This is a genomic window from Ornithinimicrobium carbonis (assembly GCF_050703245.1).
Lineage (GTDB): Bacteria > Actinomycetota > Actinomycetes > Actinomycetales > Dermatophilaceae > Ornithinicoccus.
This window is the reverse complement of record NZ_CP192647.1, coordinates 3,296,850-3,321,098: the sequence shown is the minus strand read 5'-3', so window position 1 is coordinate 3,321,098 and position 24,249 is coordinate 3,296,850. Positions and strand designations below refer to the sequence as shown.

24 protein-coding genes and 1 pseudogene are annotated in these 24,249 nt (G+C 70.9%); 14 read left to right on the top strand and 11 right to left on the bottom strand.

The genetic code is table 11. The features are described 5' to 3' along the window. Nucleotides 1–23: 23 nt before the first annotated feature. Together ACQ95T_RS16665 and ACQ95T_RS16660 are read right to left on the bottom strand one after the other, a co-directional pair. On the bottom strand, nt 24–497 hold the full coding sequence (locus ACQ95T_RS16665) for a GNAT family N-acetyltransferase (protein WP_431473131.1): 474 nt from the start codon (nt 495–497) through the stop codon (nt 24–26). Nucleotides 498–584: 87 nt separating this feature from the next. Continuing rightward, the gene (locus ACQ95T_RS16660; RefSeq protein ID WP_425941893.1) at nt 585–1,388 is read right to left on the bottom strand and encodes a hypothetical protein; all 804 of its coding nucleotides are present in this window, start codon (nt 1,386–1,388) and stop codon (nt 585–587) included. 200 nt (nt 1,389–1,588) lie between these two features. Between ACQ95T_RS16660 and ACQ95T_RS16655 the strand changes: the two genes are divergently transcribed. Further along, on the top strand, nt 1,589–2,578 hold the full coding sequence (locus ACQ95T_RS16655; RefSeq protein WP_431473130.1) for a Gfo/Idh/MocA family oxidoreductase: 990 nt from the start codon (nt 1,589–1,591) through the stop codon (nt 2,576–2,578). Nucleotides 2,579–2,610: 32 nt separating this feature from the next. Here ACQ95T_RS16655 and ACQ95T_RS16650 read toward each other — a convergent pair whose 3' ends face one another. The 4 genes from ACQ95T_RS16650 to ACQ95T_RS16635 all read right to left on the bottom strand — a co-directional run bounded on the left by ACQ95T_RS16650 (nt 2,611) and on the right by ACQ95T_RS16635 (nt 4,975). Continuing rightward, nucleotides 2,611–2,853: a CDGSH iron-sulfur domain-containing protein gene (locus ACQ95T_RS16650; protein ID WP_425941889.1), complete on the bottom strand. Its 243-nt coding sequence runs from the start codon at nt 2,851–2,853 to the stop codon at nt 2,611–2,613. After that, complete coding sequence (locus ACQ95T_RS16645; protein WP_425941887.1) at nt 2,850–3,884, bottom strand: iron-containing redox enzyme family protein; 1,035 nt, start codon at nt 3,882–3,884, stop codon at nt 2,850–2,852. Before ACQ95T_RS16645 ends, ACQ95T_RS16650 begins: the two co-directional genes overlap by 4 nt. A gap of 89 nt (nt 3,885–3,973) precedes the next feature. Further along, nucleotides 3,974–4,744 (bottom strand): sigma-70 family RNA polymerase sigma factor, encoded by a 771-nt coding sequence (locus ACQ95T_RS16640; RefSeq protein WP_431473129.1) that lies wholly within the window; start codon nt 4,742–4,744, stop codon nt 3,974–3,976. A gap of 24 nt (nt 4,745–4,768) precedes the next feature. Beyond that, nucleotides 4,769–4,975: a YgaP family membrane protein gene (locus ACQ95T_RS16635; protein ID WP_431473128.1), complete on the bottom strand. Its 207-nt coding sequence runs from the start codon at nt 4,973–4,975 to the stop codon at nt 4,769–4,771. Between the two features lie 203 nt (nt 4,976–5,178). On the opposite strand from ACQ95T_RS16635, the gene ACQ95T_RS16630 reads away from it, so the two are divergent. The 7 genes from ACQ95T_RS16630 (at nt 5,179) to ACQ95T_RS16600 (ending at nt 11,845) form a co-directional block, all read left to right on the top strand. Continuing rightward, nucleotides 5,179–6,204 (top strand): endonuclease/exonuclease/phosphatase family protein, encoded by a 1,026-nt coding sequence (locus tag ACQ95T_RS16630; protein ID WP_425941881.1) that lies wholly within the window; start codon nt 5,179–5,181, stop codon nt 6,202–6,204. 32 nt (nt 6,205–6,236) lie between these two features. After that, nucleotides 6,237–6,602, top strand: a complete 366-nt coding sequence (locus ACQ95T_RS16625) for a nuclear transport factor 2 family protein (RefSeq protein ID WP_425941879.1) — start codon at nt 6,237–6,239, stop codon at nt 6,600–6,602. A 182-nt stretch (nt 6,603–6,784) separates the two neighbouring features. After that, a complete protein-coding gene (locus ACQ95T_RS16620) occupies nt 6,785–8,935 on the top strand; it encodes an MMPL family transporter (protein ID WP_431473127.1) in 2,151 nt (716 codons plus the stop codon). A gap of 159 nt (nt 8,936–9,094) precedes the next feature. Then, the gene (locus ACQ95T_RS16615) at nt 9,095–10,129 is read left to right on the top strand and encodes a sensor histidine kinase (protein ID WP_431473126.1); all 1,035 of its coding nucleotides are present in this window, start codon (nt 9,095–9,097) and stop codon (nt 10,127–10,129) included. A gap of 37 nt (nt 10,130–10,166) precedes the next feature. After that, nucleotides 10,167–10,808 carry a response regulator gene (locus tag ACQ95T_RS16610; protein ID WP_425941873.1) on the top strand — a complete coding sequence of 214 codons (642 nt, stop codon included), beginning with the start codon at nt 10,167–10,169 and terminating at the stop codon, nt 10,806–10,808. A 186-nt stretch (nt 10,809–10,994) separates the two neighbouring features. After that, entirely contained in the window at nt 10,995–11,477 is a 483-nt protein-coding gene (locus tag ACQ95T_RS16605) for a DUF2871 family protein (RefSeq protein ID WP_425941872.1), read from the top strand. A 77-nt stretch (nt 11,478–11,554) separates the two neighbouring features. Then, nucleotides 11,555–11,845 carry a hypothetical protein gene (locus ACQ95T_RS16600; RefSeq protein WP_425941870.1) on the top strand — a complete coding sequence of 97 codons (291 nt, stop codon included), beginning with the start codon at nt 11,555–11,557 and terminating at the stop codon, nt 11,843–11,845. A 117-nt stretch (nt 11,846–11,962) separates the two neighbouring features. On the opposite strand, the gene ygiD is transcribed toward ACQ95T_RS16600, so the two are convergent. From ygiD to ACQ95T_RS16585, 3 genes are all read right to left on the bottom strand, one after another. Then, nucleotides 11,963–12,862, bottom strand: a complete 900-nt coding sequence (ygiD, locus tag ACQ95T_RS16595) for a 4,5-DOPA dioxygenase extradiol (protein WP_425941869.1) — start codon at nt 12,860–12,862, stop codon at nt 11,963–11,965. Nucleotides 12,863–13,500: 638 nt separating this feature from the next. Further along, nucleotides 13,501–14,034, bottom strand: coding sequence for a hypothetical protein (locus tag ACQ95T_RS16590; RefSeq protein WP_425941867.1), 534 nt, complete (start codon nt 14,032–14,034; stop codon nt 13,501–13,503). Between the two features lie 108 nt (nt 14,035–14,142). Further along, the gene (locus tag ACQ95T_RS16585; protein WP_425941865.1) at nt 14,143–14,850 is read right to left on the bottom strand and encodes a DUF4386 domain-containing protein; all 708 of its coding nucleotides are present in this window, start codon (nt 14,848–14,850) and stop codon (nt 14,143–14,145) included. Nucleotides 14,851–15,236: 386 nt separating this feature from the next. Between ACQ95T_RS16585 and ACQ95T_RS16580 the strand changes: the two genes are divergently transcribed. Further along, complete coding sequence (locus ACQ95T_RS16580; RefSeq protein ID WP_425941863.1) at nt 15,237–15,905, top strand: response regulator; 669 nt, start codon at nt 15,237–15,239, stop codon at nt 15,903–15,905. 27 nt (nt 15,906–15,932) lie between these two features. Further along, on the top strand, nt 15,933–17,393 hold the full coding sequence (locus tag ACQ95T_RS16575) for an ATP-binding protein (protein ID WP_431473125.1): 1,461 nt from the start codon (nt 15,933–15,935) through the stop codon (nt 17,391–17,393). Here the strand turns inward: ACQ95T_RS16575 and ACQ95T_RS16570 are convergent. After that, on the bottom strand, nt 17,314–17,754 hold the full coding sequence (locus ACQ95T_RS16570) for a hypothetical protein (RefSeq protein ID WP_431473124.1): 441 nt from the start codon (nt 17,752–17,754) through the stop codon (nt 17,314–17,316). The genes ACQ95T_RS16575 and ACQ95T_RS16570 overlap by 80 nt on opposite strands. Nucleotides 17,755–18,027: 273 nt before the next feature. Here ACQ95T_RS16570 and ACQ95T_RS16565 point away from each other — a divergent pair, with 273 nt between their 5' ends. Continuing rightward, nucleotides 18,028–19,461 (top strand): hypothetical protein, encoded by a 1,434-nt coding sequence (locus ACQ95T_RS16565; RefSeq protein WP_431473123.1) that lies wholly within the window; start codon nt 18,028–18,030, stop codon nt 19,459–19,461. Between the two features lies 1 nt (nt 19,462). Here ACQ95T_RS16565 and ACQ95T_RS16560 read toward each other — a convergent pair whose 3' ends face one another. Further along, entirely contained in the window at nt 19,463–19,831 is a 369-nt protein-coding gene (locus ACQ95T_RS16560) for a response regulator (protein ID WP_425941859.1), read from the bottom strand. A 324-nt stretch (nt 19,832–20,155) separates the two neighbouring features. Here ACQ95T_RS16560 and ACQ95T_RS16555 point away from each other — a divergent pair. From ACQ95T_RS16555 to ACQ95T_RS16545, 3 genes and pseudogenes are all read left to right on the top strand, one after another. After that, nucleotides 20,156–21,818: pseudogene (locus ACQ95T_RS16555) on the top strand (aldehyde dehydrogenase family protein). A 379-nt stretch (nt 21,819–22,197) separates the two neighbouring features. Continuing rightward, the gene (locus tag ACQ95T_RS16550) at nt 22,198–23,454 is read left to right on the top strand and encodes an IS256 family transposase (RefSeq protein ID WP_425941857.1); all 1,257 of its coding nucleotides are present in this window, start codon (nt 22,198–22,200) and stop codon (nt 23,452–23,454) included. Between the two features lie 170 nt (nt 23,455–23,624). Further along, nucleotides 23,625–24,056 carry a hypothetical protein gene (locus tag ACQ95T_RS16545; RefSeq protein WP_431473122.1) on the top strand — a complete coding sequence of 144 codons (432 nt, stop codon included), beginning with the start codon at nt 23,625–23,627 and terminating at the stop codon, nt 24,054–24,056. The last annotated feature ends 193 nt before the right edge of the window (nt 24,057–24,249 follow it).

The following is a 24,249-nucleotide window of genomic DNA, read 5'->3' as shown; positions in this document are numbered from 1 at the left end:
GGCAGGTTCGGTCGGCGCCGGCCTCACCCCTGTCGGGGCCGCAGCGCCGCGTAGAGGAGCATGTCCACCCGCCGACCGCCGACCTCCTGGTGGCTCCGGAGCCGCCCCTCGTGCGCGTAGCCCGCTGTGGTGGCGGTCCTGACCGAGGCGACGTTCCACGGCTCGATGTAGAGCTCGATCCGGTGCACCTCCGGCAGCGTCCAGGCGAAGGCGGTCAGGGCCGCCAGTGCATGGGCGGCCAGTCCCCGGCCCCGGTGGACCGGGGCGACCGCATACCCGGCGGTGGCCCTGCCCGAGGCGACGCTCCGCAGCCCCAGGCCCGCCTGTCCGACGGCCTCGTCCGTCTCCCGGAGGGCGACGCAGAAGGAGAAGCCGGCCCCGGTCACCAGCCGCTCGTGCTGCCGTCGGACGTAGTCGAGGGCGGACTCCCTGTCGGCGTCCCCCGGGAGGGTGCCGGTCAGGGGGACGTAGGGGTCGGTCGACAGGTCCATCAGCATGGGCACGTCGTCGGCGGTGAACGGCCGCAGGTGGACCGCTCCCCAGCCGGGGCGGACGCGGGCAGGACGAGCGGCGTCGGCATCCGTCTACGCGGGGTTGACCGGACCGTCCGCGTCGACGGGCGGGTCCTCGGGACCGGCGGGGGCCTGGGGAACCGCGCCGCCCCCCTCCTTCAGACGGCGGCTGCCGGCGTGCCAGTCCTCCTGGGTCCCGGGCTCTGCCACGTCCACGCCCAGCCCGGCCAGCTGGGGAGTCTCCCGCAGGCTGCGCTTGAGCTCGGCGAAGCCGGGGAAGCCGGCCAGACCGACGACGTGGTCCCAGAGCCGTCCGGCGTCCTCCTCGTCCGGCAGCCGGCTGATGACCGGCCCGAAGAACGCCACGCCCCCGGGCGGCTGGAAGTGGATGATCGGCGTGCCGACGTCCTTGCCGGTGAGGCCGAGCGCCTCGTCGGTCTCGGCCTGGACCACCGCGTCCAGGGTGTCGTCCTCCAGCGCCTCCGCCAGGCCGAGCGGCAGGCCGGCCCCGGCCAGGACCGGCTCGAGGAAGGCGCGGGTGCCCCGGCGCTCGCGGGTGCTGGACGCGTCGGGCGGACCGGACCAGGTGTCGAAGATCCGGGCGCCGAGCGCGGCATACAGGGTGTCCACCGCCCCCGGCCCGAGCTCCGCGCGAGCCCGGGCCGCGACCCTCAGCAGCCGCAGCCCCGCGGTGTGCCCGGCCTCGTACTCCGGCGGGAAGTGGGCGTCGTAGTCGACGTCCGCGTTGAGCAGCCGCAGGGAGATGAACCGCCAGTCGACCGTGTAGTCGCGCTGGGCCTGGACGAGCCGGACCCACTTGCTGGTCATCCACGCGAACGGGCAGACCGGGTCGAAGTAGAAGTGGATGTCGCTCATGGAGCGAGACTACGGTCACCGGTCAGGACGGGGCAGAGGTCCGGGGCTCGACGACGAGGCCGTGGCACGATCAGGTATGGCGGTCACGCAGACGGAAGGACGGTCGGACCGGGTGCGCGTGGGCCTCGTGGGCTACGGGCCGGGCGGTTCGACCTTCCACGCGCCCTTCATCGATCGAGACCACGCCGGCGCTGGACCTCGTGGCCGTCGTGACCTCGGACCCGGGGCGCAGGTCCCTCGTGCAGGAGCGGCACCCGGACGCACGGGTCGTCGGGTCGGTCGAGGAGCTGCTGGCCCGTGCCGATCTCGACGTGGTGGTGGTCACCACACCCAACGCCACCCACGTGCCGCTGGCCCTGCAGGTGCTGCGGTCGGGCCGTCACGTCGTCGTGGACAAGCCGGTCGCGCCGACCACGGCGGAGGCGCGGGCGCTGGCGACCGCGGCCGCGGAGCACGGGAGGGTGTGCATCCCCTTCCACAACCGGCGCTGGGACGGTGACTTCCTCACCGTGCGCGACCTCGTGACCCGGGGGCGGGTCGGACCCCTGCTACGCGTGGAGATCCGCTGGGAGCGGTGGCGGCCGCAGGCCTCCTCGCCGGGACGGGAATGGAAGGACGACCCGTCACCGGGGGCCGCGGGCGGGGTGCACTACGACCTCGGCCCGCACGTCGTCGACCAGGCCATGCTGCTGCTGGGTCGGCCGTCGACGGTCTACGCCGAGCTGGCGACCCGGCGCCCGCAGGCCCGTGCGGTCGACGACGCGTTCCTGGCCCTGACGTTCCCGGACGGTGCGGTCGCGCACCTGACGACGAGCCTGACCGTGGGTGGACCCCTGCCGCGGTTCCACGTCGTCGGCCGGGACGCCACCTACGTGGGGGCGAGCACCATGGACCCGCGGTGGGGGGTCGCGCTGGCCGAGGGACGGATCCCCGCCGGGCCGTCGTGGGGACGGGTCGAGGAGTCCGGGTGGGGGACGCTGCAGGCCGGCGAGCGGTCCGAGGTCGTGGCCACCCTGCCCGATGACCACGGAGCCTTCTACCGGGGGGTGGCCGAGACCGTCCTGACCGGGGCGCCGCCCCCCGTCGCCCTCGACGAGGCGGTCTCCGGCCTGCAGGTCCTGGAGGCGGCGCGCCGCTCGGCGGACGAGGGCAGGGTGGTGCGGCTGCCCGGTCGCAAGGACGCGGACTGAGAGGGAGGGACGAGGGCGAGACCGCCGGAGGATCAGTCGCGGAGGGTGGGGGTGAGGCGCTTGTGCACGCCGTCGCACCAGGGGAGCCGCTGGCTGGATCCGCAGCGGCACAGGGCGACCACGGGACGGGTCACCGGGTGGCTGACGCCCTGGGCGTCGACCACGGTGAGCGCGCCGCGCACGAGCAGGGGACCGCCCTCGCACTCGGTGGTGCGCACCTGCTCGGCCGGCAGCGGGGTGGCTGTCGGTGGGGTCGCCGGGCGGTCGCGGCTCACGCCGCCGCCCAGGGCCGGAGCGGCGCACGCAGGCAGGACCGACCCTGGTGCCAGGCACCCATGGCCTGCTCGGCGACGGCAGCCTCGACGGACAGCCCGACCACCGCGCCGACCAGCAGGGTGGGCAGGGACCGCGGGTCCTGCGCCACGAGAGGTCCGCACACGTCGCGGACGGCGACCTGCTCGTGGGCGGCGTCGGCCTCCACGTGCTCGTCGAAGTAGCGCCACGCGGCCTCGGGCAGACCCAGGCGGCGGGCACCGGCGACGTAGAACTTCGACGGCAGCGAGCTGGTCATCTCCACCATGGTCAGGTGGCCGACCACCGCCGGCGCCCAGCGCCTGCGCCCGGCCAGCCACCCCAGTGCCACGTTCGCCAGCAGGACCGGAGCGGGCCAGGCGTCGGCATACCCTCCGTAGGAACGGTTTAGACCCACCGCCGCCATCGCCTCCCCGTAGAGCTCGGAGTGCATCGCCCCGGGATCGCCGCTGCCGTACTCGTCGAACTGGATCTCCATCAGGGCCACCTTCGCCGCACCGGGGACACGGGGTATGGCGAAGGTGTGCGGGTCGGCCTCCTTGAGCTGGGACGCCGATCGCAGCACCAGCATCTCCCGCCACTGGTCGATCGTCATGGAGGACCGTGCCCAGGCCGAGATCGAGGGTGCGTCGGCCGCGACCCGGTCCGGAAGGGAGAAGAGCGTCGTGGTGAGGTCCTCACGGGCCTCGGGCAGCAGCTGCTCCACCACCGGCAGCGCCACGTCCAGCAGCTCCCGCTGCAGCTCCTCCTCGAGCCGGACGCGGGCCCCCACCGCCGGCAGGTCCCACTCCAGGTCGGGGTCCACGTCCGTGTAGCCGTGGTAGCTCAGGCCCTGCAGCAGCCAGAGGGCCAGCAGACGGTCCTCGTCGTCGGTGATCCCGGGGCGGGGATCGCGAAGGGCGGACTGCAGCCGCTCCTCGGTGCTCGGGGAGGGGTCGCGCAGGTGCTCGACCACCGAGGTCGAGATCGGGCCGCGAGGCTGGGGGAGGTCCACCGGGCGTCTCCTTCTCGTCGAGGGACCAGGCTAGACGCCGTTCCTGCCGGTGCCGACGGCAGAGGCCGGAGAGCAGCGCCGGGCTCGGATCAGTCGGCGGTCTCCTCCAGGCGGCGGACCAGCGTCGGTGGAACGACCGTGTCGGGGTCCCGTCCGGCCAGGTCGTGCAGGGCGTCGTCGTGCCGACGAGGGCGGCGTACAGGGGGTGGACAGGTCGGACAGCGCTCCAGGTGGGTGGCCACGCGACGCGCGACCAGCGGGTCGAGCTCTCCGTCGATGTAGTCGCTGACCTGCTGGCGGGCCTCCCAGCAGCGCAGAGGCACCCCCTTGAGGGCCTGCCGACGCTCACGGCCGCGGGCGAGCTCGCTGACCAGCATCATCCGCCCTCGGCGCAGTCGTTGCTTGGCGGCCGGCAGGCTGATCCCCTGGACGGCGGCGACCTGCGGCATGGTCATCCCTTCGGCATCGTGCAGCAGCACCGCGCTGCGGTAGATGACGGGCAGGTGGGTCAGGGCCTCCAGCAGGCTGTCGCGCGCCTCGGCCCGCGCGACCACGTCCGCCGCGTCGACCGTGTAGTCGTCCCGCTGCCACCGCCGCTCGACCTCCTCGGCGACGGTGTCCTGGGCCGGGACCTCGCGGTCGCGCCGGGCCACGTCGACGGCGAGGTTGTGCAGGATCCGGTGCAGCCAGGTCGCCAGGGACGCCTCGCCGCGGAACTGCCCCGCCCTCTGCAATGCTCGCGCCACGGTCTCCTGGACGAGGTCCTCGGCGCGGCCGGGGTCGCGGGTCAGGGAGCGGGCGTACCGCAGAAGTCCCGGCAGCTCGGGGACCAGCCGGTCCCCGAGCTCGGTGACGTCCATGCGGGAAAGGGTAGCGATCCCGGTCTACCTCGCTGCGGACCTGCTCACCTGGTGACGGTTGCTCGTGCTGATGCCCAGCAGCCGGTAGAGGGGGCAGAAGCCGACGGCTGCTGTCCCGAGCAGGACGGCGGCGACGACGAGCAGCGCCAGGCCGGCTCCGCTCGTGACGCCGGTGACGAACGCCCACCCCAGGGCGGCTGCGCCCACGACGGCTCGGGCGGCCCGGTCCACGGTTCCGACGTTTGCGGTTCATGATGTCCTCCACGGGAGATCGGTCGAGACGAACACCCCATGGACGCACCAGGTGCTCCCACCGATACATCGGCATCGGGGCCCAAGAGCGGGTGGTGACGGCCGTGATCGAGCCTCCGGAGCGGTCGGGCGCAGGTCCTCCCGTCCTGCCAGGATGGAGTCACCACCTCGAGGAGACCGGCATGAACAGGAACAGCTTCTCCGTCGCCACGTTCAACCTGTACAACCTCAACCTGCCCGGGCTCCCCATGTACCGGGACGCCGAAGGCTGGGACGCCGACCAGTACGGGCGCAAGGTCGCCTGGTCGGCCCGCATGCTCCAGGAGCTGCAGCCCGACGTGCTGGGCGTGCAGGAGCTGTGGCACGCCGACGCGCTGGCCGCCGTCGTGGAGCGGGCGGGGCTGACCGAGGAGTACGAGGTGCTGGCCGAGGTCGCGACCGGCGGCAGGATCGTGTGCGCCGCCGTGGTCCGGAGGAGCCTGCTGGTGGCGGGATCCGCCGGATGGGTCAGCACCTTCCCGGAGGCCCTGCGCCTCGAGTCGGCGGGGGAGGATCCGCAGACCCCGATGGTGGACGTGCGGATCCCGGGCTTCTCCCGGCCCGTGCTGCGCTTCGAGCTGCGGCTGCGGGAGGACCAGCCGGCCACGGTGGTCTACGTGTGCCACTTCAAGTCCAAGGCGCCCACCCAGATCTGGCGGGAGCCCTGGTACAACGCCGATCGTGAGCGGTACAAGGCCCACACCACAGCCCTCGGGGCCGCCCTGTCCACGATCCGTCGGACCGCCGAGGCGACGGCGCTGCGGGTGCTGCTCACCGAGGAGATGAAGGGCACGGTGACTCCGGTCATCGTCCTCGGCGACCTCAACGACGGGGTCGGGTCCAACACCCTCAACGTGCTGACCGAGCAGCCGCGCTACCTGGTGGGAGGTTCACGCGGAGGGGGAGACATCGCGCTCTACTCCGCAGAGACCCTGCAGAAGTACCGCGACACCCGCGACGTCTACTACACGCACGTCCACCAGGACATGCGCGAGTCTCTGGACCACGTCCTGGTCTCCGAGCAGTTCTACGACCACTCCTACCGCAGGCTGTGGATGTTCGACGGGCTGGCGATCTACAACGACCACCTCAACGTCGAGGACCACAAGGAGCGGGGGACCGGTGACCATGGCGTCGTCCTGGTGAACTTCCGGCACGCCCCCGCCTGAGAGACCGCCTGGACCGGGAAGGTGGGCAGCCGTTGACCAGTGGACGCGCAGAGCGGGTTCGGGCGCTGTACCAGGCGTTCAACGACCGAGATCTTGACGTCGTCATCAGCGCGATGGCGCCAGACGTCGACTGGCCCAACGGCTGGGAGGGCGGTCGACTTCTCGGAAGTGACAATGTCCGGCAGTACTGGGAACGACAGTGGGCCCAGGTGCGCCCGACGACGACGGTCAGAGGGATCGTGGAACGTCCGGACGGAACGGTCGAGGCGCAGGTGCACATGGTGGTTCGGGACCCCGCCGGCACCGTCCTGACCCGGTCCGACGTCGTCCACGTCTATGAGTTCGCGGGGCCTCTCGTCCAGCGCATGAGTGTCGAGGAAGGACGCGCCCGCCGCTAGCGGTCCGCCCGGTCGAGCGGGGGCCGTCGTCAGCCGCACACGCTGTCGACCTGCGCCGAGAGCAGGCTGTTGAACAAGGACCGCAGCAGCTCGGGCCTGGCCCCGGTGGTCGCGGTCGGATCAACCGAAGGATGGATGCTGGCAGGGCGAGACGGACCCCAGGCCCGGCCTAGCGTCGAATCATGGTCACCCGCACATCTTTCTCTGCGCTGCCGCACCTGCTCACCGGGCGCCGTGGCGCCCTGGTCACTCTCCTGCTCGCTGTCCTCGTCTCGGTCGGTCTCGTGGGCGCGCTGCGGGGTGCTGAGGTGCTCAACGACCACGGGTCGCCGCCGCCGGGTTCGGAGTCGGCCCAGGTCGAGGACCTGCTCGCCGAGCTGCCCGGTCACGACGTCCAGCAGCTCGTCGTGGTGCTCACCCGCCAGGACGGCACTGCCCTCACCGACGGCAACCTCGGCCAGCTCGCCGGCCTGGGCGCCGCGCTGCCCGCCGCTGCCGGACACGAGGTCACCGGCCCTGTTCCGGCCGAGGATGGTGGCGCAGCGCTCCTGCAGGTGCCGGTGAGCGTCGTCGGCACCGACACCGAGGCGATGCGCGAGGTGGTCGAGGACGTCCGGGGCACGGTCGCCGCCGAGCTGCCGCAGGGCCTGTCCGCCCAGACCACCGGGGGCCCCGCCTTCGGCGCGGACCTCGCCGCCTCCTTCGACGGTGCGAACCTGCGTCTGCTGCTGGTGACGGTCGGCGTGGTCGGTCTGCTGCTGCTGTTGACCTACCGTTCGCCGATCTTGTGGCTCGTCCCGCTGACCGTGGTCGGAGTCGCCGACCAGGTCGCCGGCGTCTTGACCCGGACGGTCGGTGAGCGGCTGGCGCTCAACTTCGACTCCGGCATCATCAGCGTGCTGGTCTTCGGGGCGGGCGCCAACTACGCGCTGCTGCTCATCTCCCGTTACCGCGAGGAGCTGGCGGGGTATGACGACCACCGCCAGGCGCTCGTCGTCGCCTGGCGCGCCACGTTCCCGGCGATCCTGGCGAGCAACGTCTCGGTCGTGCTGGCTCTGGCCACCCTGACGCTTGCGGTGATCCCGGGCACCCGGGGGATCGGCGTCGCCGCTGCCGTGGGGCTGCTCGTCGCCCTCGCCTTTGCGGTGCTGGTGCTACCGGCGGCCCTGGCCGTCGTAGGGCGGGGGGTCTTCTGGCCGTTCGTGCCGCGCCCGGTCCGGGAGGGCGACGGGGTCGTCCGCGAGCCCGGTCGTGACCCGTGGGGTGCCGTGGCCGGCCTCGTCGTCCGCCGGCCCTGGCAGGTGCTGGCAGGCGGGATCGCCCTCCTTGCGTTGATGGCGACCGGCCTGGTCGGGACCCAGGTCGGGCTGAGCCAGACCGAGCGCTTCCGGGTCGCGTCGGAGTCCGGTGCTTCGCTGGAGACCCTCGCGGAGCACTTCCCGGCCGGCAGCAGCGGCGCCCCGATGACCGTCGTGACGACGCCGGAAGAGCTCCAGGAGGTCGCAGCGACGGTGGCGACGGTGCCCGGAGTCGCCTCTGTCCGCCCCCGCCGACACCGGTCGACGTCCGTCGGCGAGATCGCCACCCTCGTGGTCACCGGGGACGCCACGCCAGGCTCGCCGGCCGAGCGCGTGCTGGTGGAGGGTGTGCGCGAGGCCGCGCGTGGCGTCCCAGCAGCGGACGCGCTCGTGGGTGGTGCCCCCGCCGCCGAGCTCGACGCCCGTGACGGGGCACTCGGGGACCTGCTGCTGATCGTGCCGCTGGTGCTGGCGGTCGTCGCGGTCGTCCTGGCGTTCCTGCTGCGCTCCGTCGTCGCGCCGGTCGTGCTGCTCGCCGTCAACGTCCTCAGCACGCTGGCCACCATCGGTGCCGGTGCCTGGCTGGGTCGCACCGTGTTCGGGTGGGAGGCGCTGGACACACCGGTGCCGCTGCTGGCCTTCCTCTTCCTGGTAGCGCTGGGCATCGACTTCACGATCTTCCTCGTGCACCGGATCCGTACCGAGGTGCCGCACGTCGGGACGCGCCGCGCCGTGGTCCGGGGTGTGAGCACCACCGGTGCCGTGATCACGAGCGCGGGGATCGTCCTGGCAGGTGTCTTCGCCGCGCTGGGCGTGCTTCCCCTCATCACGCTCGGCCAGCTCGGGCTGATCGTCGGCCTCGGGGTCGTCCTGGACACGATGCTGGTCCGCACCCTGCTCGTCCCGGCGGTGATCGTGCTGCTCGGCGACCGGTTCTGGTGGCCGGGCGGGCCCGGCGCCGCACCCGTCCCCGACCCTTCCTCCGCCGCGTCCACGCTGTCGGAGGTCAGCCCCCAGCCAGCCCTGACACGATGAGGGCGTGAGCCACCCCACCGTGATGATCCGTCGCCTGGCGGGTGTGCAGCACGTGCTGCTCGCGTTCCTGGTCGTCGTCGGTGTCAGCCGCGGGCTGGGCGCCGGCGACGACGCCGGTCTTCTCTGGGAAGCGCCGCACTCTTCCTCGTCTGGTATGCCGTGGGGGCGCGTCGTGCCGCGTCCGGTCTCGCGGACGGGCGGGGCCGCCCCGGGCGGGGACTGCCCGCCGGCGGGTGGTGGCTCCTGGGGCTGGTGGCCGCGTGGCTGCTCACCGTCGCCGCGTCCCCGGAGATGGTGTGGGTCGCCTTCTCCCTGTGGTTGCTCATCGGCCACCTGCTGCCGCTGGTTCCTGCGGTCGTCGTGTCGGTGCTGGTCCTGGTGGTGGTCGTCGGTCGTGGCGGTCATGCCGAGGGCTGGTCGACGGCTGCGGTCCTCGGGCCCGTCATCGGCGCAGTGTTCGCGGTGGCGCTCTCCCGTGGCCTGCAGCTGATCGTCCGCGACAGCCTGCAACGCGAGCAGCTCGTGACCTCCCTCGTCGCCGCTCAGGCGAAGGCCGAAGAGCTGCACGCCGAGCTGGCCCAGACCCAGCACGCCGCAGGGGTGCTGTCCGAGCGGACGCGGCTCTCGCGCGACATCCACGACACCCTCGCCCAGGGGTTCTCCTCCATCCTCCTGCTCGCCCGTGCCGGTGCCGCCACCGGGGAGCCGGCTGCCAGGACCCGCCTCCTGGGACAGATCGAGTCCAGTGCGGCCGAGCACCTGCAGGAAGCCCGCCGTGTCGTCGGCGCCCTCGCCCCGACCCCGCTGGAGTCCGGTCTCGTCGACGCCCTCGGTCGCATCACCGCCCGCCTGGAGCAGGAGACCGGTGTGCGGACCGAGGTCCGGGTCGAGGGTGAGGTCACCTCGCTCCCCCCGTCGACGGAGGTGGCCCTGCTGCGCACGGCCCAGTCCGCCCTGGCCAACGTCCGGCAGCACGCACGGGCCACCTCGGTCGTGCTCACGCTGGCAGAGGCCGAGGACTCGGTGCGCCTGGACGTCGTGGACGACGGCCGCGGGTTCGACGTCGCGACGCTGGGCGCGGCGCAGGGTGGTCCGGCGCGTGGGGGCTACGGGCTGCGGGCTCCCGGGAACGGCTCCAGGAGCTGGGTGGTGGGCTGGACGTCGAGTCCGAACCGGGCCGCGGCACCGCGCTGAGCGCGCACCTGCCGCGCGGGACGGCGGGAGGGTGGGGGTGAGCGGTCCGGACCCCGGCGCGCAGCGGCATACCCCGGTGTCGGTGCTCGTCGTGGACGACCACCCGGTCGTGCGCGCCGGACTGACCGCACTGCTGTCGGTGCAACCCGGTCTGCTCGTGGTCGGCGAGGCCGCCGACGGGACGGAGGCGGTGCGACTGGCTGCGGAACTGACCCCTGACGTGGTCCTGTGCGACCTGCGCCTGGGGGACGTGCCAGACGGGGTCCAGGTGACCCGGTCGGTGGACACGGCCGTCCTGATCCTGACGACCTACGACCACGACGCCGACCTCGTGCGGGCCGTGGAGGCCGGCGCGGCGGGTTACCTGCTCAAGGACGCGGCCCCGGCCGACATCGTCGCCGCGATCCAGTCCGCCGCCCGCGGTGAGACCGTGCTGGGCCCCTACCTGACCAGCCGGGTGGTGGCAGCCATGCGGGTACGTCGCAGTGAGCTGTCGGCCCGTGAGCTCGAGGTCCTCGGCCTGGTCGCGCGGGGGCTGTCCAACCGCGAGATCGCCCGTCAGCTCGTCGTCAGCGAGGCCACGGTCAAGACGCACCTCAACCACGTCTTCGGCAAGCTGGGCGTCGACAACCGCACCGCCGCGGTCGCAGCCGCGCGGGGGGCCGGCATGGTCGACTGAGCCAGACGCGAGCGGCGTCCGTGAGCGGCTCACCCGCGCGCCCAGGACGCCTGGTCCACCTGCCACGCGTCCTGGGAAATGGACCGGACCGCGTCCTGGCGTCCTGGCGTCCTGGCGAACGAGTCAACCGAAGGATTGATGGCGGCGTCGGGCGCACGGCACCTGGTGCTCCGTACCGTCGAGACCATGCTTCGTTACCTGTTCCGCTCCGCCGTCACCTGGACGGTCCTCGGTCTTCTCGGAGGGCTGGCCTACCGCGAGGTGACCAAAGCCTTCGACTTCGCCGGCCGTACCCAGCTGGCCGTCGTCCACACCCACGCGCTCACCCTGGGCACGCTGCTCATGCTCCTGCTGCTGGCTCTGGCGGCCGCCCTGCCCGGCCTCCGCGCGGACAAGCGCCTGCGCTGGGGCACCCACCTGCTCAACACCGGCCTCGTCCTGACCGTCGGCATGCTGGCCTACAAGGGAACGCTGCAGGTGATCGGTGCCTCGTACGCCGACCACTCTGCTCTCGCCGGCGTCTCCGGCCTCGGGCACATGCTGCTCACCGTGGCGCTGACCCTCGCGCTGATCGCCACCGGCCGCGGGGTCGACGCCGCGGTCGATGCCTCGACGGCAGACGCTGCCGCTGTCCGCGGTCAGACCCGCGAGCTCCTGCGACCACGATGAACCCGCTCCATGACGCGGCTGGCACCATCCGGGTCGTCGATCGACCGGCCCGCGCCGCTGCGGTCTCATCCGGAGAGATGGACACGTGCCCGACCACGCTGCGCGTCGTGGTCGCCGGTTCCGGCAGCGAGATCCTGAGCCGCATCACGGTCCTCCTGACGAGCCGGGCGGTGACCACCCGCTCGCTCTGCGCCACCTGCGACCCGGCCGCCGGCGTGACCCTGGTCCACCTGGTCGTCGAGTGCGCCCCGGCCAGAACCCCCCTGCTCTGCAGCCAGCTGGAGCGCCTCGTCCAGGTCAGTTCAGTCGAGGTGCTGCGGACGTCCTGCACCGATGATGCGCTGGACACTGCGCACTGCCAGGCGTGAGTGCGGGTTGTCAGCTGATGACAGGGACGTCGTGGCCGCCATCCCGGCGGGGGTGGGGCCCTACGGCGGGGCCCCAGCCCGGACGGGTGGTGCGCACATGAGGCGATCGTCAGTTCCTCAGATGTTGCTGTCGAGTGCGGGAAAGCCTGGGGGCAGGTCCGCAGCTCCTGCGTCCGAGGCGTCCGACTCGGACACGCTCTGCCCCTGCGTGCTGGACCGGTGTGCCTGGTCCAGGTCGATCCCCAGGGTGTAGGCAGCCATCGAGATGGACCCCGCGGCATGACCCTCGACCAGAAGGTCCAGCGGCTCACCGTCGGCCAGGCCGGCCACATACAGCAGCGGCAGGTAGTGGTCGGGGGTCGGGACCGCCGCGTCGAAGTCGGCGTGCCCGTCCAGCGCGGCGACACCGGTCGGGTCCTGCGTCAACGTCTCCCGAGCCACGTCGTCGAACCGGCGGGCCCAGTCGTAGCCGTCGTGGGGCAGCGAGAAGTCGACGGCCCGCAGGTTGTGCACGATGTTGCCGCTGCCGATGATCAGGACCCCCTCATCGCGCAGGGCACCGAGTCTGCGGCCCAGCTCCAGGTGGTGGTCGAAGTCCTTGAAGGCGTTGAGCGAGAGCTGGACGACCGGCACGGAGGCGTCGGGGAAGGCGTGCAGCAGGACCGACCAGGTGCCGTGGTCGATGCCCCAGCTGTCGATGTCCTGGCCGACCCAGGTCGGCTTGACGACGTCGGCGACCATCTCCGCGACGTCCGGGGCCCCCGGCGCGGGGTACTGCACGTCGAAGAGCTCCTGGGGGAACCCGTAGAAGTCGTGGATCGTGCGCGGGCGGGGCATCGAGGTGACGGCGGTGGCATTGGTGTACCAGTGCGCCGAGATGACCAGGATCGCCCGCGGCTTCGGCACCGACCGACCGAACAGCTGCCACGCCTGCGTATAACGGTTGCGCTCCAGGGCGTTCATCGGGTTCCCGTGGCCCAGGAATGCCGCCGGCATGCGGGTGCTCGTGGCGCTCATGACACTCCTTCCGGGAGACGTGCACCTCAGACTAGGCACCTTCATCGTGTCCGCAAAGGACCTCGGCTTCGACCACTGGGGGGTTACCACTGGCAAGGTCGACGCCCAACGCCGGAACCCGGAGGTCGGCCCGCGGCCAGTGGCCTGATGGTGGCCATGGACAACACGTCAAGACGGGCGCATGACCGAGCTACCCCGGCGTCAGGGCCCTGACCAGCACGTAGGGCCCCGTGGGAATCGAACCCACAACCTACGGATCAAGCGGCAGCTGCACTGCCCTGCAACGGGCTGGCTCTTGCCTTGATCGGCCGAAACGAGCGTCCCTGACCCAATCAGCGCCCCTCGCGACGATGCTGTGGTGGCCAGATGGTGGCCACCGACGGCTCGGTCCTTCCCTGGGGGAAGAGCACGCCCGACGGCTCTTGAACGGCGAACCATGCTGGGCGCTGAGACGAACCGTCCTCTGCGCAGCCCCGTCCCCGCCACTTGCGCGACCCTGTGCACGACGACAAGGGCGCGGTCGTGCGACACCGCGTGTCTGCTGCTGAGGGCTAGGAGGTGCAGCGACTGGGGAGGCGTGGCCACCACTCTCTGGTGGCCACATCGCCAACGCCCTACAGACGACCGTGATGTCGAGATCATCGTGGCGGGTTGGGTTGATGATCGACTTGACCGGCTTGCGGACTCGGGTGATCGGGCCTGCCACTTCGGGCAAGGACAACGCAGAGGGTGAACATGACGAGGGTGAATGGTCCCCAGCCAAAGCGTTCCCAGGGGCTGGACGAGGCGAAGTTCATCAACGCGCCCAGGCCTAGAAGGCCCACCAGCACCCAGGTTCCCACCCGGACGAGACCCTCCGGGAGGGGAGCGAGGGCACGCCCTCCTCTGGCCAGAACAAGCAGCGTTGCGAAGAGCCACACGAAAGCGGAGAAGCCGGTCACGAGCCGGAGCGCGTCGGGGAGTTGTCCGGGGTTCTTGCCTCCCAGGGCAGCAGCGCCGAACGGCGCACCGAACGTGAGGGCGGCTTGGAATGCCGTCACGATCAGTAGGCCGGTCGCCAGCACGACAGCCACTCGGCGCCGTGCGGCTTGGTCGTTGGTACGTTGTGCCGTCGTCCTGGTGTGCATGGTGGTTGCCTCGCAGCCGCTGGGAAGTGGGTCGGAAACAGGCACGGTGACAGGGTCGGGTGCGCCGTAGAAGTGCGGATCCCGCCCGGCTCAGTGTGTGCTTCCTGGCGGCGAGCTGAGGCCCCACTGGCCTGCCAGCGGGGCCCCAAGTGCTTATGCCGCGAGGACTGCCTGTTCGGCGGGTCGGAGGGTCCGCACGCCTCGGATCAGGAGGTAGAAGAGCATCGAGCCCTCGGCCACCGAGAAAAGGGTGACCAGCACGGGGTTGACGGCATCGGCGAGCTCGGGGGTGAGGAACTGCAGCAGCACGTCGAGCAGGTAGCCGGCGGAGGCCACCATCAGCAGCCGGGCCAGCAGTCGCGGGAACATCCCGGAGCGGATGGCGAGGAGCCCGAGCGGGAACAGCCACAGGCCGAAGAAGATCTGGGCGACGAGGTATCCAAAGTGCTGCAGGTCGAGCAGCAGCAGAACGAGGGCCTCCGATCCCTGGACGCCGAACGCGGCGGCGTACGCGGGGTCGGTGGCGACCAGGAGCGCCCCGAGCTGGTGGATCATGTTGAGGCAGATGATGGCGACCGCGATGACGACGAAGATGACCATCGCGCGGGCCACGTTCTTGCCCGCGTGGTGCAGCAGTCGGTAGAGCGTCATCACGACGAACACGAGGAATGTCGCCTGCACGAGGTCGGCGACGAAGCTGTGGTTGACCAGCGAGGCTTTGGCCACAACGTTGTCCGCCGAGGCCGCGGCGTCTCCTGGCACGTAGACCTGTGCGCGGACGATGTGGGCGAAGGCGCCTAGGACGGCGACGATCAGGTAGTACATTCCTGCGGTGCGGGCGAGGCGCTTCTGGGAATCCATGACGTGCTCCTTTGTCTGGGTGTGCTGTCCGAGTGATCAAGAAAGTTCGTCATCGGCGGGGGACGGTCGCCTTACCGTGGCGAGCCTGAGGACCAGGGAGGGGACATACCCGAACTTCGTGTGAACGACGGCGTTCATCACCGGTGCCGTGTCACCGTGCTGTGAAATGTTCGACGGTGTGCCTGCGGTGTGCGCCATGGCGGGGCGTCCTTCGTGGTCGATGCGTGCCTTGGTGCCCCAGGATGTGCGCGGGGGGCCTGTCGAGTTCGACGCTACGAACTGCCGTTCCGCGCCACGATGGGGCAGGCAGCACGACCTGGGGGGTCAGCACTCGTGCGCAGGCGGGTGACCCCCATGACGCCGTACCTGTGGCTACAGTCGTGGGCATGGTGCTGCGCGTCGTCTTCGCCGACGACAACTTCCTGGTCCGGGAAGGGGTGTCCGGCCTGCTGGCAGAGGCTGAGGGCGTGGAAGTCGTGGCTGCCGTGGGTGACGCGCCCAGCCTGCTACGGGCCGTAGAGATGCATTCCCCTGATGTGGTGCTTACCGACATACGGATGCCGCCCACCAACACCAAGGAAGGCATCGACGCGGCCAAGCAGATCCGTGCCCGGCACCCGGGCACCGGTGTTGTCGTCCTGTCGCAGTACGTCGAGGAGGACTACGCCTTCGAGCTCCTTGCCGAGGGCGTGGCCGGTATGGGATACCTGCTGAAAGAACGGGTGTCGGACCTGGACGAGGTGGCGCGCGCCCTTCATCAGGTGGCCGGCGGAGGGTCCGTTCTGGACCCGCTGGTGGTGGAGGCGCTCCTGGCGCGTCGAGCCGCTGACGCCCCGCTCCTGGGTCTGACCGACCGGGAGCGAGAGGTCCTCGAGCAGATGGCCACCGGTCGCAACAACGCGGCCATCGCCCAGACCTTGTTCATGAGCGACCGTGCCGTGGAAAAGCACATCGGGGCCGTCTTCCAGAAGCTCGGGCTCGTGGAGGAGCGCGCGGTCAACCGGAGGGTCAGCGCGGTACTGGCCTACCTCGAGGCGCGCGGCACGCGCCGTTGAGCCCACTGGCGTCAGCCCCCGCGGCGAGTGGGGGACAGCCGCACTTGCGGGTTCGGGCCGCCCCCTGCCCATCGGGGGCGCAGAGGAGCACACTGCCTTATGAGTGCCCGCCGTGTGCTGTCGCGAGTGCATCGCCGCTGGAGCGGGCGATTGGCTGTCATGGTCGCGCTGCTCGGGTTCGTCGTCCTGGTCTACGTCATCATCGTCGTCGTGGTGGGCGGCGTGCTCATCGGCAGCACGGAGTCGCCGTCTGTGCCGCTGTCGGTGCTGGCCACCGTCGTGGTCGCGCTGCTCATAGCGCCCGTGCAGGCGACGCTGCAACGGTGCGTGGCCCGGGTCGGACACCACAGCGCTGCCACACCGTACGACGTGCTGAGCCGGTTCTCCATAGACCTCACCGGGGGCGGCACCACAGACCAGTTGCCCGGTCGCATGGCGAAGCTGCTGACGGAGGGGACCGGTGCGCAGTGGGCACAGGTCTGGCTGGTCGTCGCCGGCCGACTGACTCTGGCCGGCAGTTGGCCGGTCGACGCAGACACCGACCCGCGTCAGCCACCGGTGCCGTTCACGGACCGGGAGGCAGCCGAGGAGGTGGGACGGCGTTCCCTGCCGGTCAGGCACGATGGGCAGCTCCTGGGAGTGCTGAGGCTTCAGGAGCGCCCTGGACTCACCCTCACCGTTGTAGAGCAACGGCTGTTCAACGGACTTGCCGGCCAGGCTGGTCTCGTCCTGCGCCTGGTGGGGCTTCAGGCCCAGCTCGAGGCCCATCACGCCGAGCTGGTGGCTCACGCCGAGGAGCTGCGCGTCTCCAGGCACCGGTTGATCGGCACGCAGGACGCCGAACGACGGCGCCTGGAGCGGGACATGCACGACGGTGCGCAGCAACACCTGGTTGCCCTGGCCGTGCACCTGCGCCTCGCCCAGGCCGTCGCGGGGAGCTCCCCGCAGCGCGCGGCGCAGCTGCTGGTCTCGCAGGCGGACGCGGCTCTGGAGGCGATCGCGACGCTCACCTCGTTGTCCCGCGGCATCTACCCACGGTTGCTGACAGAGGCTGGCTTGCTGGCCGCGCTGCGGTCCGCGCTGGCCGCCAGCGCCACGCCCGTCACCGTGCACGGCCCCCAGCTGGGACGCCTGCCGGCGCCGGTGGAGGCCGCGTTGTACTTCTGCGCGATGGAGGCGGTCCAGAACGCGACCAAGCACTCCGGCGCCGAGCACGTGACGGTGACGGCACGTCGAGACGACGAGCACCAATGGTCGCTCCTCGTCGTCGACGACGGCGTGGGATTCGACAGCGAGCTGCTCCTCGCCACCGCGGCGTCGGGGGGCCTGCTCAACATGGCGGACCGGCTCGGCGCGGTGGGTGGAACGGTCGAAGTCCTCTCCCGTCCGGGTGGTGGCGGGACCAGCGTCACGGCACGAGTGCCATGTGAGGAGTGCTCAGGCGTGGCACCCACCGCGCCCGTCCGGCACCGGGCGGTGTCGACGTGAGGGTCCGGTTGGCCTGGGCGTTCGTCGGCATAGCCGTTGTGGCGATCATCCTCGACACGATGTTCACGGCGGCCCACCGGTCGCTGCTGAGCGAGGCCACCTGGGCCGACCACGGCTGGCCGTTGACCCCGTTGGCCAGCCTGGGGTGCGCGTTGATGGGGGCGCTCATCGTGTCGCGGCACCCCGGACAGCGGGTCGGGTGGCTGCTGTGCGCCGCCAGTCTGCTCTCGGTGACCCTGGCCGGTGAGGCGTACAGCATCTGGGTCCTCGACGGGGAAGGTCCCGGCAGCCCGTACTGGGCGCACAGGATCGCGTGGGCGGCGCCGCTGCTGGGCTGGCCCGCGTTCGTGGCGCTGATCATGGTGTTCCTGATCGTTCCCGATGGTCATCTGTTGTCGCCGCGGTGGCGCTGGGCCGTCGGAGCCACGGTCGCGGGGCTGGTGCTGCACACCCTGGGGTCACTGATGAGCCCGCCAGCCGACGTCGTCTACGGGGAGCAGTACAAGGGGAGCAGCACAGCGACCGTCCTGCTCACCGTCGGCTACCTGCTGGTCGCTGCCGGTCTCATCGCCTCCGCCGTGTCCTTGCTGGTCAGGCTGCGGGGCGCGCGGGACGACGCGCGACGGCAGCTGCTGTGGATAGCCTCTTCTGCCACGTTCTGGCCGTCGGCGTCGTGGTCATCCTCGTGGTGCCACAGGTGCAGGGTGTGGAAGGGACCTGGCTCGCGGGGTTGCCGCTGCGGCTCGCTCAGGTGGCGGTCCCGGTCTGTGTCGCCGTCGCCGTCCTGCGGCACCGGCTGCTGGAGATCGACCTCATCATCAACAGGGCCATCGTCCTGGCCCTGGCGGCCGCGGTGGTGGGTGTCGGATATGTGCTCGTCGTGGTGCTGACGGGGTCGGTCGTGAGCGGGGGTACCGACAGCTTCTGGCTTTCTCTGCTGGCGACCGCGCTGGTGGCCACGGCGTTCCAGCCGCTGCGCAGCAGGGTGCTTCGGGCCGCTGACCGGTTGGCCTTCGGGGCCGCTGCCGCCCCGTACGAGGCACTGGCGAGCTTCAGTCTCCGCCTCGGCGAGCGCCCTGACCCGGCGGGGCTGCTCCCCGCCATGGCCCAGGCCACCGCAGAGGCCGTCAACGCCCACCACGCTGTCGTGCGACTGGACGTGGAGCACGGGCAGGACCAGTCCGCGCGGTGGCCTCAGCACTGTCCCGACAACTGGGGCGGCTCGACCACCGAGGTGCCCATCGTGCACGGCGGGTTGCCGCTGGGAAGTGTGACGGTCGCGATGGCACCCGGACACCCGCTGCGGGCGCGTGAGCATCGGCTGGTGGTCGACCTGGCCGAGCAGGCCGGGCTGGCCTTTCGCAACGCGCGGCTCACGGCCGAACTCTTCGGGCAGGTGGACCAGCTCCGCCAGCGCACCGATGAACTGGCGCTGTCCCGCATGCGACTCATCGACGCCGGTGACGCCGAGAGAAGCCGGCTGGAGCGGGCGATCGCCGGTCAGGTCATCCCCCACCTGGCCACCATGCCAGAACGGTTACGCCGGCTGGCCCGTTCCGCCAGGACGGAGGACCCACCGCTGGGTCCGGCACAGCTGGAGCCGCTGCTGAACGCCTCGACGAGTGCTCTCGAGGCCCTGCGTGAGATCACGCGCGGCGTGTTCCCGGCTCAGCTGGCCCGGTCAGGACTTTCTGCGGCGCTCCGCTCTCTCCTGGCCCGCGAGGGCACCTCGGGCCAGCTGCTCGTGGCTGATGAGGACGCCGGTCGACGTGTCGACGCACGTGCGGAAGCAGCCGCATACTTCTGCGTGGCCGAGCTGGCCCGCGAACTGGCCAAGCCGGTCGTCGTCCGTCTCGGGGTGCGCCACGGCGAGCTGTCGGTCGAGGTGTCGGGGGAGAACCGCCTCCCTGAGCTCGACCTCCGTCATATGAGGGATCGGGTCGATGCGGCCGGCGGTTCCATCGCCCTGACCGCGTCGGAAAGCCGCGCAGTGGTCAAGGTCTCCCTTCCTGCGACCGAGAGGGTGGCCGCCGGGTTGCCCCTGGCGCGTCGATCACCTGGTGGGTGAGTCACCCTGACAGCTGGGCCCACGTCCGGGCCAGGACGTCGGGTGCGAAGGCCGACTTGGTCACGTAGGCGCTCGCCCCCGACTCGACCAGGAATCGCTCGCCTGTTTCCTCGTCATACGTCGACAGCAGCACCACCGCGGGCGGTACGTCCCCGCCACACAGTCGGCGCGCCACCTCCACGCCGTCGATATCAGGCAGGTTCACATCCAGGAGCACCAGATCCACGCCCACCGTCGTGGTCAGTCGCAGGCACTCCTCGCCCGTGGCGGCCTGCCCCACCACCGTGAAACCGGCCGTCTCTCCGACCACGGCCGCGAGGGCGGACATGTACCTCGGCTGGTCATCGACCAGCAACACGCGGACGTCCACGAGGGAGCCACCTCCTGGGACAATTCTGCGCTTCAACCGCCGGAGAGTGTAGGGGGCGGGCCGCACGGTCCAGGTGCTTGACCCCTCGACCTATGGGATGTGCATCCCCCCCGGTCTGCTGCTGCCTCTCAGACCCCATGAGGAACTGACGGGGGCCCCGGCACAACGACGACCGCGAGCGCTGCTAGGCCCCTGCCACCGCCCTCGGGCTCCCTGGACCCCACTCCGGACCGGTGAGATGGCACGAACCCGGGATCATCCCGGATACGACCAACCCCCGCCGCTGCAACGCTCAGGAGACACCGACGAACCGAGGAGACGACGATGGGATCGGCATCAGACGTGACGATCAGGGTTCGGCAGGGTGCCGTGGCGCCCCTTGGGACGAGCCTGGTCGGGACCTACGCAGGCGGGGAGGCCTGGACGACCGGGGCGGGCTCGTTGGAGGTTCGCGACCCCGGCAGACTGGACGAAGTGGTGGGCGTGGTGTCGACGGCGACCGTGGACGACGTCGATGTCGTCGTAGATATCGCTCGTCGGGCGCAAGCCGGTTGGCGCGCACGACCGGTGGAAGAACGCGCCGCGCTCCTGACCCGTGCCGCCGATGACCTCCAGGGCGCGCACGAAGAGCTCGCGGTCGTGCTCACCCGGGAGAACGGCACGGTTCTACGAACACGCGCCGAGAGCTGCTGGGTGCGTCGGGGGTGCTGCGTACCGCGTCCCGGTGGGGGCAGGATCTGCTCGGAGCCGGCTCCGTCTTCGAGGACTCGTGGGGGTGGGTCCGTGTCGAGCGTCGCCCCCTGGGGGTCGTCGCCTGCATCGTCCCGTGGAACGCACCGGTCGTGCTGGCCGCGCAGAAGATCGGACCGGCGCTGGTCGCGGGCAACGCGGTCATCGTCAAGCCCTCGCCATTCGCTCCGCTCGCCGTCTCCCTGGCGCTGACACGGATCGCGAGCCTCCTCCCACCCGGGGTCCTCAACGTCGTCCACGGCGACTCCGACGTCGGGGCCGCCCTTGTCGCGAACCGCGAGGTCCACAAGGTCTCGTTCACCGGGGGCGGCCCCGCCGCAAAGCTGATCATGAAGTCTGCGGCCGATACGCTCACCAGGATCCACTTCGAGCTCGGCGGCAACGACCCGGCCATCGTCCTCGATGACGCCGACCTCGAGCGCACCGCGGACCAGATCTCGGCCCAGGCCTTCCAGAGGGCCGGTCAGGTCGCTACGCCATCAAGCGGGTCTATCTGCCGCGTGCCCTCGTACCCGACTTCAGTGAGGCGATGCTGGACCGGGTGGGTAGCATCGCGGTCGGCCACGGACTGGACCCGGAGGCCACGATGGGGCCGGTGAACAACCGCCCGCAGCTCGACCGGATCCGAGCGATCCACTTCCGCCTGGCCGAGGCCGGCGCAGACGTCCGCACGACCGGCCGGGTCCTGAGCCCGGACCGCTGGGACGAGGGCTACTACCTGCGGCCCGCCGTCGTCGTGGACGCGGACCCGAGGGACCCGCTCGTCCTGGAGGAGCAGTTCGGTCCGATCCTTCCCATCGTCGGTTACGACACCGAGGAGCAGGCCATCGAGATGGCGAACGCCACCGAGTACGGCCTCGGATCGTCCGTGTGGGGCTCCGACCCCGAACGCGCCGAGTCTGTCGCCTCGCGGATGGAGGCTGGGCTGGCCTTCGTCAACCACCACACCGCCCTCTCCCCCTCGGTCAGAAGCACGTTCCGTTCGGTGGGATCAAGCAGAGCGGGATCGGCTGGGAAAACTCGCCGTCCGGCCTGGGTGAGTACCTCGAGTTCCGCAGCCTCCTCATCCCCGGGCCCGAGGCTGTGCGGTGATCACCACGGTGCAGGTGGCCCAGTCCCGATCGGCCACAGACTGTGGTCGTGGTGGGCCGCTCCGGCCTCCAGTACAGCGACCATGCCGGTCTCGACGTCGGTCTGCCGCGCGCCCCTCGGCGGGGTCATCCGTCAGCGTAGGTAAGAAGTGGCTCTCCGCACGTCCCTGGCCAAGGGAGTCCTGGCGCGGTGTGCATCGGCAGGTTCACCGAGGAATGCCAGGGCGGCGTAGGCGATTCCGGCTGCGGGGTCGCCTGCGAGCTGCAGGCTCCTGGCCTGCTGGTAGGGGCATCCGGCCGAGAAACTCGAGAAGCTGCTCCCGTTCCGCGGTCAACAGGGGCCGAACATCCACCACCGGTGCCGCAAGAAGATCCATGGACACAGTCTGACCGGTCGACCGGAGTGGAGTCCATCAGAGTGGTGTACGACGACCACGGTGGTGAGCGTGTCCTGCTGATGTAGGCGCGGTCACCGCGTGATCCTTCGAGTGAACCTTCCACAGCACTCTCGAACGGAGCATCACGATGACCGCTTCTCCCAGTATCGACCCTGAGGTCTTCCTGCACGAGCAGCTCGCGCAGGCGAGCCCGGACCTGATGCGGCACCTGCTGCAGTCCTTCATCAACACGCTGCTCTCGGGGCAGGCCGACGCGGTCTGCGGCGCCGACTACGGCGACCGCAGCGCCGAGCGGACCAACCGGCGTAACGGGTACCGGCACCGCGACCTGGACACCCGGGTCGGCACGCTGGACGTGGCGATCCCCAAGCTGCGCGAAGGTTCGTTCTTCCCCGACTGGTTGCTCGAGCGGCGCAAGCGTGCCGAGGCGGCCCTGACCACGGTCGTGGCGACCTGCTACCTGCTCGGGGTCTCCACGCGCCGCATGGACAAGCTGGTGACGGCGCTGGGCATCACCGGCCTGTCCAAGTCGCAGGTGTCGGTGATGGCGGCCGAGCTGGACGAGCACGTGGAGTCCTTCCGCACCCGGCCCCTGGACGAGGGGCCGTACACGTTCGTGGCCGTCGACGCCCTGGTGCTCAAGGTCCGCGAGGGCGGGCGCGTGGTCAAGGTGTCCGCGCTGGTGGCCACCGGCGTGAACGCCGAGGGCTACCGGGAGATCCTGGGCATCCAGGTCGCCACCGGGGAGACCACGGCCTCCTGGCTGGCGTTCTTCCGCGACCTGGTGGCCCGCGGGCTGACCGCGGCCGGTCCGGTGGGCCTGGTCACCTCCGACGCCCACGCCGGCCTAGTGGAGGCCATCGGCGCGACCCTGCCCGGGACCGCGTGGCAGCGGTGCCGCACGCACTACGCGGCCAACCTCATGGCCGCCACGCCCAAGTCGTCCTGGCCCTGGGTCAAGGCGCTGCTGCACTCGGTGTACGACCAGCCCGACGCGCCAGCGGTGCAGGCCCAGTTCGACCGGGTGCTGGAGACGCTGGCCGGCAAGCTGCCCGCGGTCGCCGAGCACCTCGAGGACGCCCGGGCCGACATCCTGGCCTTCGCCGCCTTCCCCAAGGAGGTGTGGCGCCAGATCTGGTCCAACAACCCCCAGGAGCGCCTCAACCGCGAGATCCGCCGCCGGACCGACGTCGTGGGCATCTTCCCCCACCGTGAGGCCATCATCCGCCTCGTCGGCGCCGTCCTGGCCGAGCAGCACGACGCCTGGGCCGAGCAACGCCGCTACATCGGCATCGACGTCCTCACCCGCTGCCGCCACGCCCTGGCCCCCACCACCACCGGACAGGAGGAAACCGCTGCTACGGTCCCCGCACTGACGGCCTGATCAACCCCACCGAGGGATCACCGTCGTATACCACTCCACCGGACTTGACCTCGACCGGCCGGCGCACGCTCATGCCGCGGTCGTGGCGTTGCGTCTTCCGTGTCGATTCACGAGCGGGTGGCTGGGTGGATGACGGCGCGACTCTTCGGTTCTTCGGTACGGTTCACGCCATGGACGACGCTCGGGACTGCACCGAGCGGCGTCGAGAACCGGCGAAATGGCGTTCGACGGCTCTGGTGGCCATCGTTCTGTGTCTACCCGGTGTCTACCTGCTGGGGCGCGGACTGTTGACGGCCTTGCCGATCGTCTACGGCGGGTCGGAGGAAGAGGCCGCGAGGCGGGCCCTTGGTCTCGTCCTGTTGCCCGTCGGGTGCGCGCTGCTCGCCCTCCTCGGAATCATCCTCGCCCTCGCGGGGGGTCGCCCCATCGGGGACGTCATTGTGGTCGCGGCAGTGGTTACCGCCTTTCTGGGCCTGGGGATGAGTTGGAGTCTGTACGCATATTTCGCCGGGCTGCCGCTGGCGGCCTTTGCGATCGGCGGGACGGCTGCAGCGGTGCACGAGTGGAGGGGGGTCCAAACGCCACTCGCCCTCAACACGTGACAGGGCTATACGCCTGCGAGTCATACTTGAGTTGCAGGCGTACCGACGTACTCCTTTGCCGCTGGCCGGGCTGAGTTGAACACGGCGCCTCCACGTCGCTGGCTAGAGTGCTCAGGTGGCTGTGCTCTTCGACTACTTCGCCGCGTCAAGTGACGCCGAGGCCGCGCTGGCGGTCCACCGCCCGGGGGGTCCT

Bases quoted from the DNA above. Each gene is read 5' to 3' on its own strand.
- ACQ95T_RS16620 (WP_431473127.1), top strand. From the start codon at position 6,785: ATGGTCACCCGCACATCTTTCTCTGCGCTGCCGCACCTGCTCACCGGG.
- ACQ95T_RS16660 (WP_425941893.1), bottom strand. From the start codon at position 1,388: ATGAGCGACATCCACTTCTACTTCGACCCGGTCTGCCCGTTCGCGTGG.
- ACQ95T_RS16580 (WP_425941863.1), top strand. From the start codon at position 15,237: ATGGTGCTGCGCGTCGTCTTCGCCGACGACAACTTCCTGGTCCGGGAA.
- ACQ95T_RS16605 (WP_425941872.1), top strand. From the start codon at position 10,995: ATGCTTCGTTACCTGTTCCGCTCCGCCGTCACCTGGACGGTCCTCGGT.
- ACQ95T_RS16545 (WP_431473122.1), top strand. From the start codon at position 23,625: ATGGACGACGCTCGGGACTGCACCGAGCGGCGTCGAGAACCGGCGAAA.
- ACQ95T_RS16630 (WP_425941881.1), top strand. From the start codon at position 5,179: ATGAACAGGAACAGCTTCTCCGTCGCCACGTTCAACCTGTACAACCTC.
- ACQ95T_RS16585 (WP_425941865.1), bottom strand. From the start codon at position 14,850: ATGGATTCCCAGAAGCGCCTCGCCCGCACCGCAGGAATGTACTACCTG.
- ACQ95T_RS16640 (WP_431473129.1), bottom strand. From the start codon at position 4,744: ATGGACGTCACCGAGCTCGGGGACCGGCTGGTCCCCGAGCTGCCGGGA.
- ygiD (WP_425941869.1), bottom strand. From the start codon at position 12,862: ATGAGCGCCACGAGCACCCGCATGCCGGCGGCATTCCTGGGCCACGGG.
- ACQ95T_RS16665 (WP_431473131.1), bottom strand. From the start codon at position 497: ATGCTGATGGACCTGTCGACCGACCCCTACGTCCCCCTGACCGGCACC.
- ACQ95T_RS16570 (WP_431473124.1), bottom strand. From the start codon at position 17,754: ATGATCAGCGCCACGAACGCGGGCCAGCCCAGCAGCGGCGCCGCCCAC.
- ACQ95T_RS16600 (WP_425941870.1), top strand. From the start codon at position 11,555: ATGGACACGTGCCCGACCACGCTGCGCGTCGTGGTCGCCGGTTCCGGC.
- ACQ95T_RS16550 (WP_425941857.1), top strand. From the start codon at position 22,198: ATGACCGCTTCTCCCAGTATCGACCCTGAGGTCTTCCTGCACGAGCAG.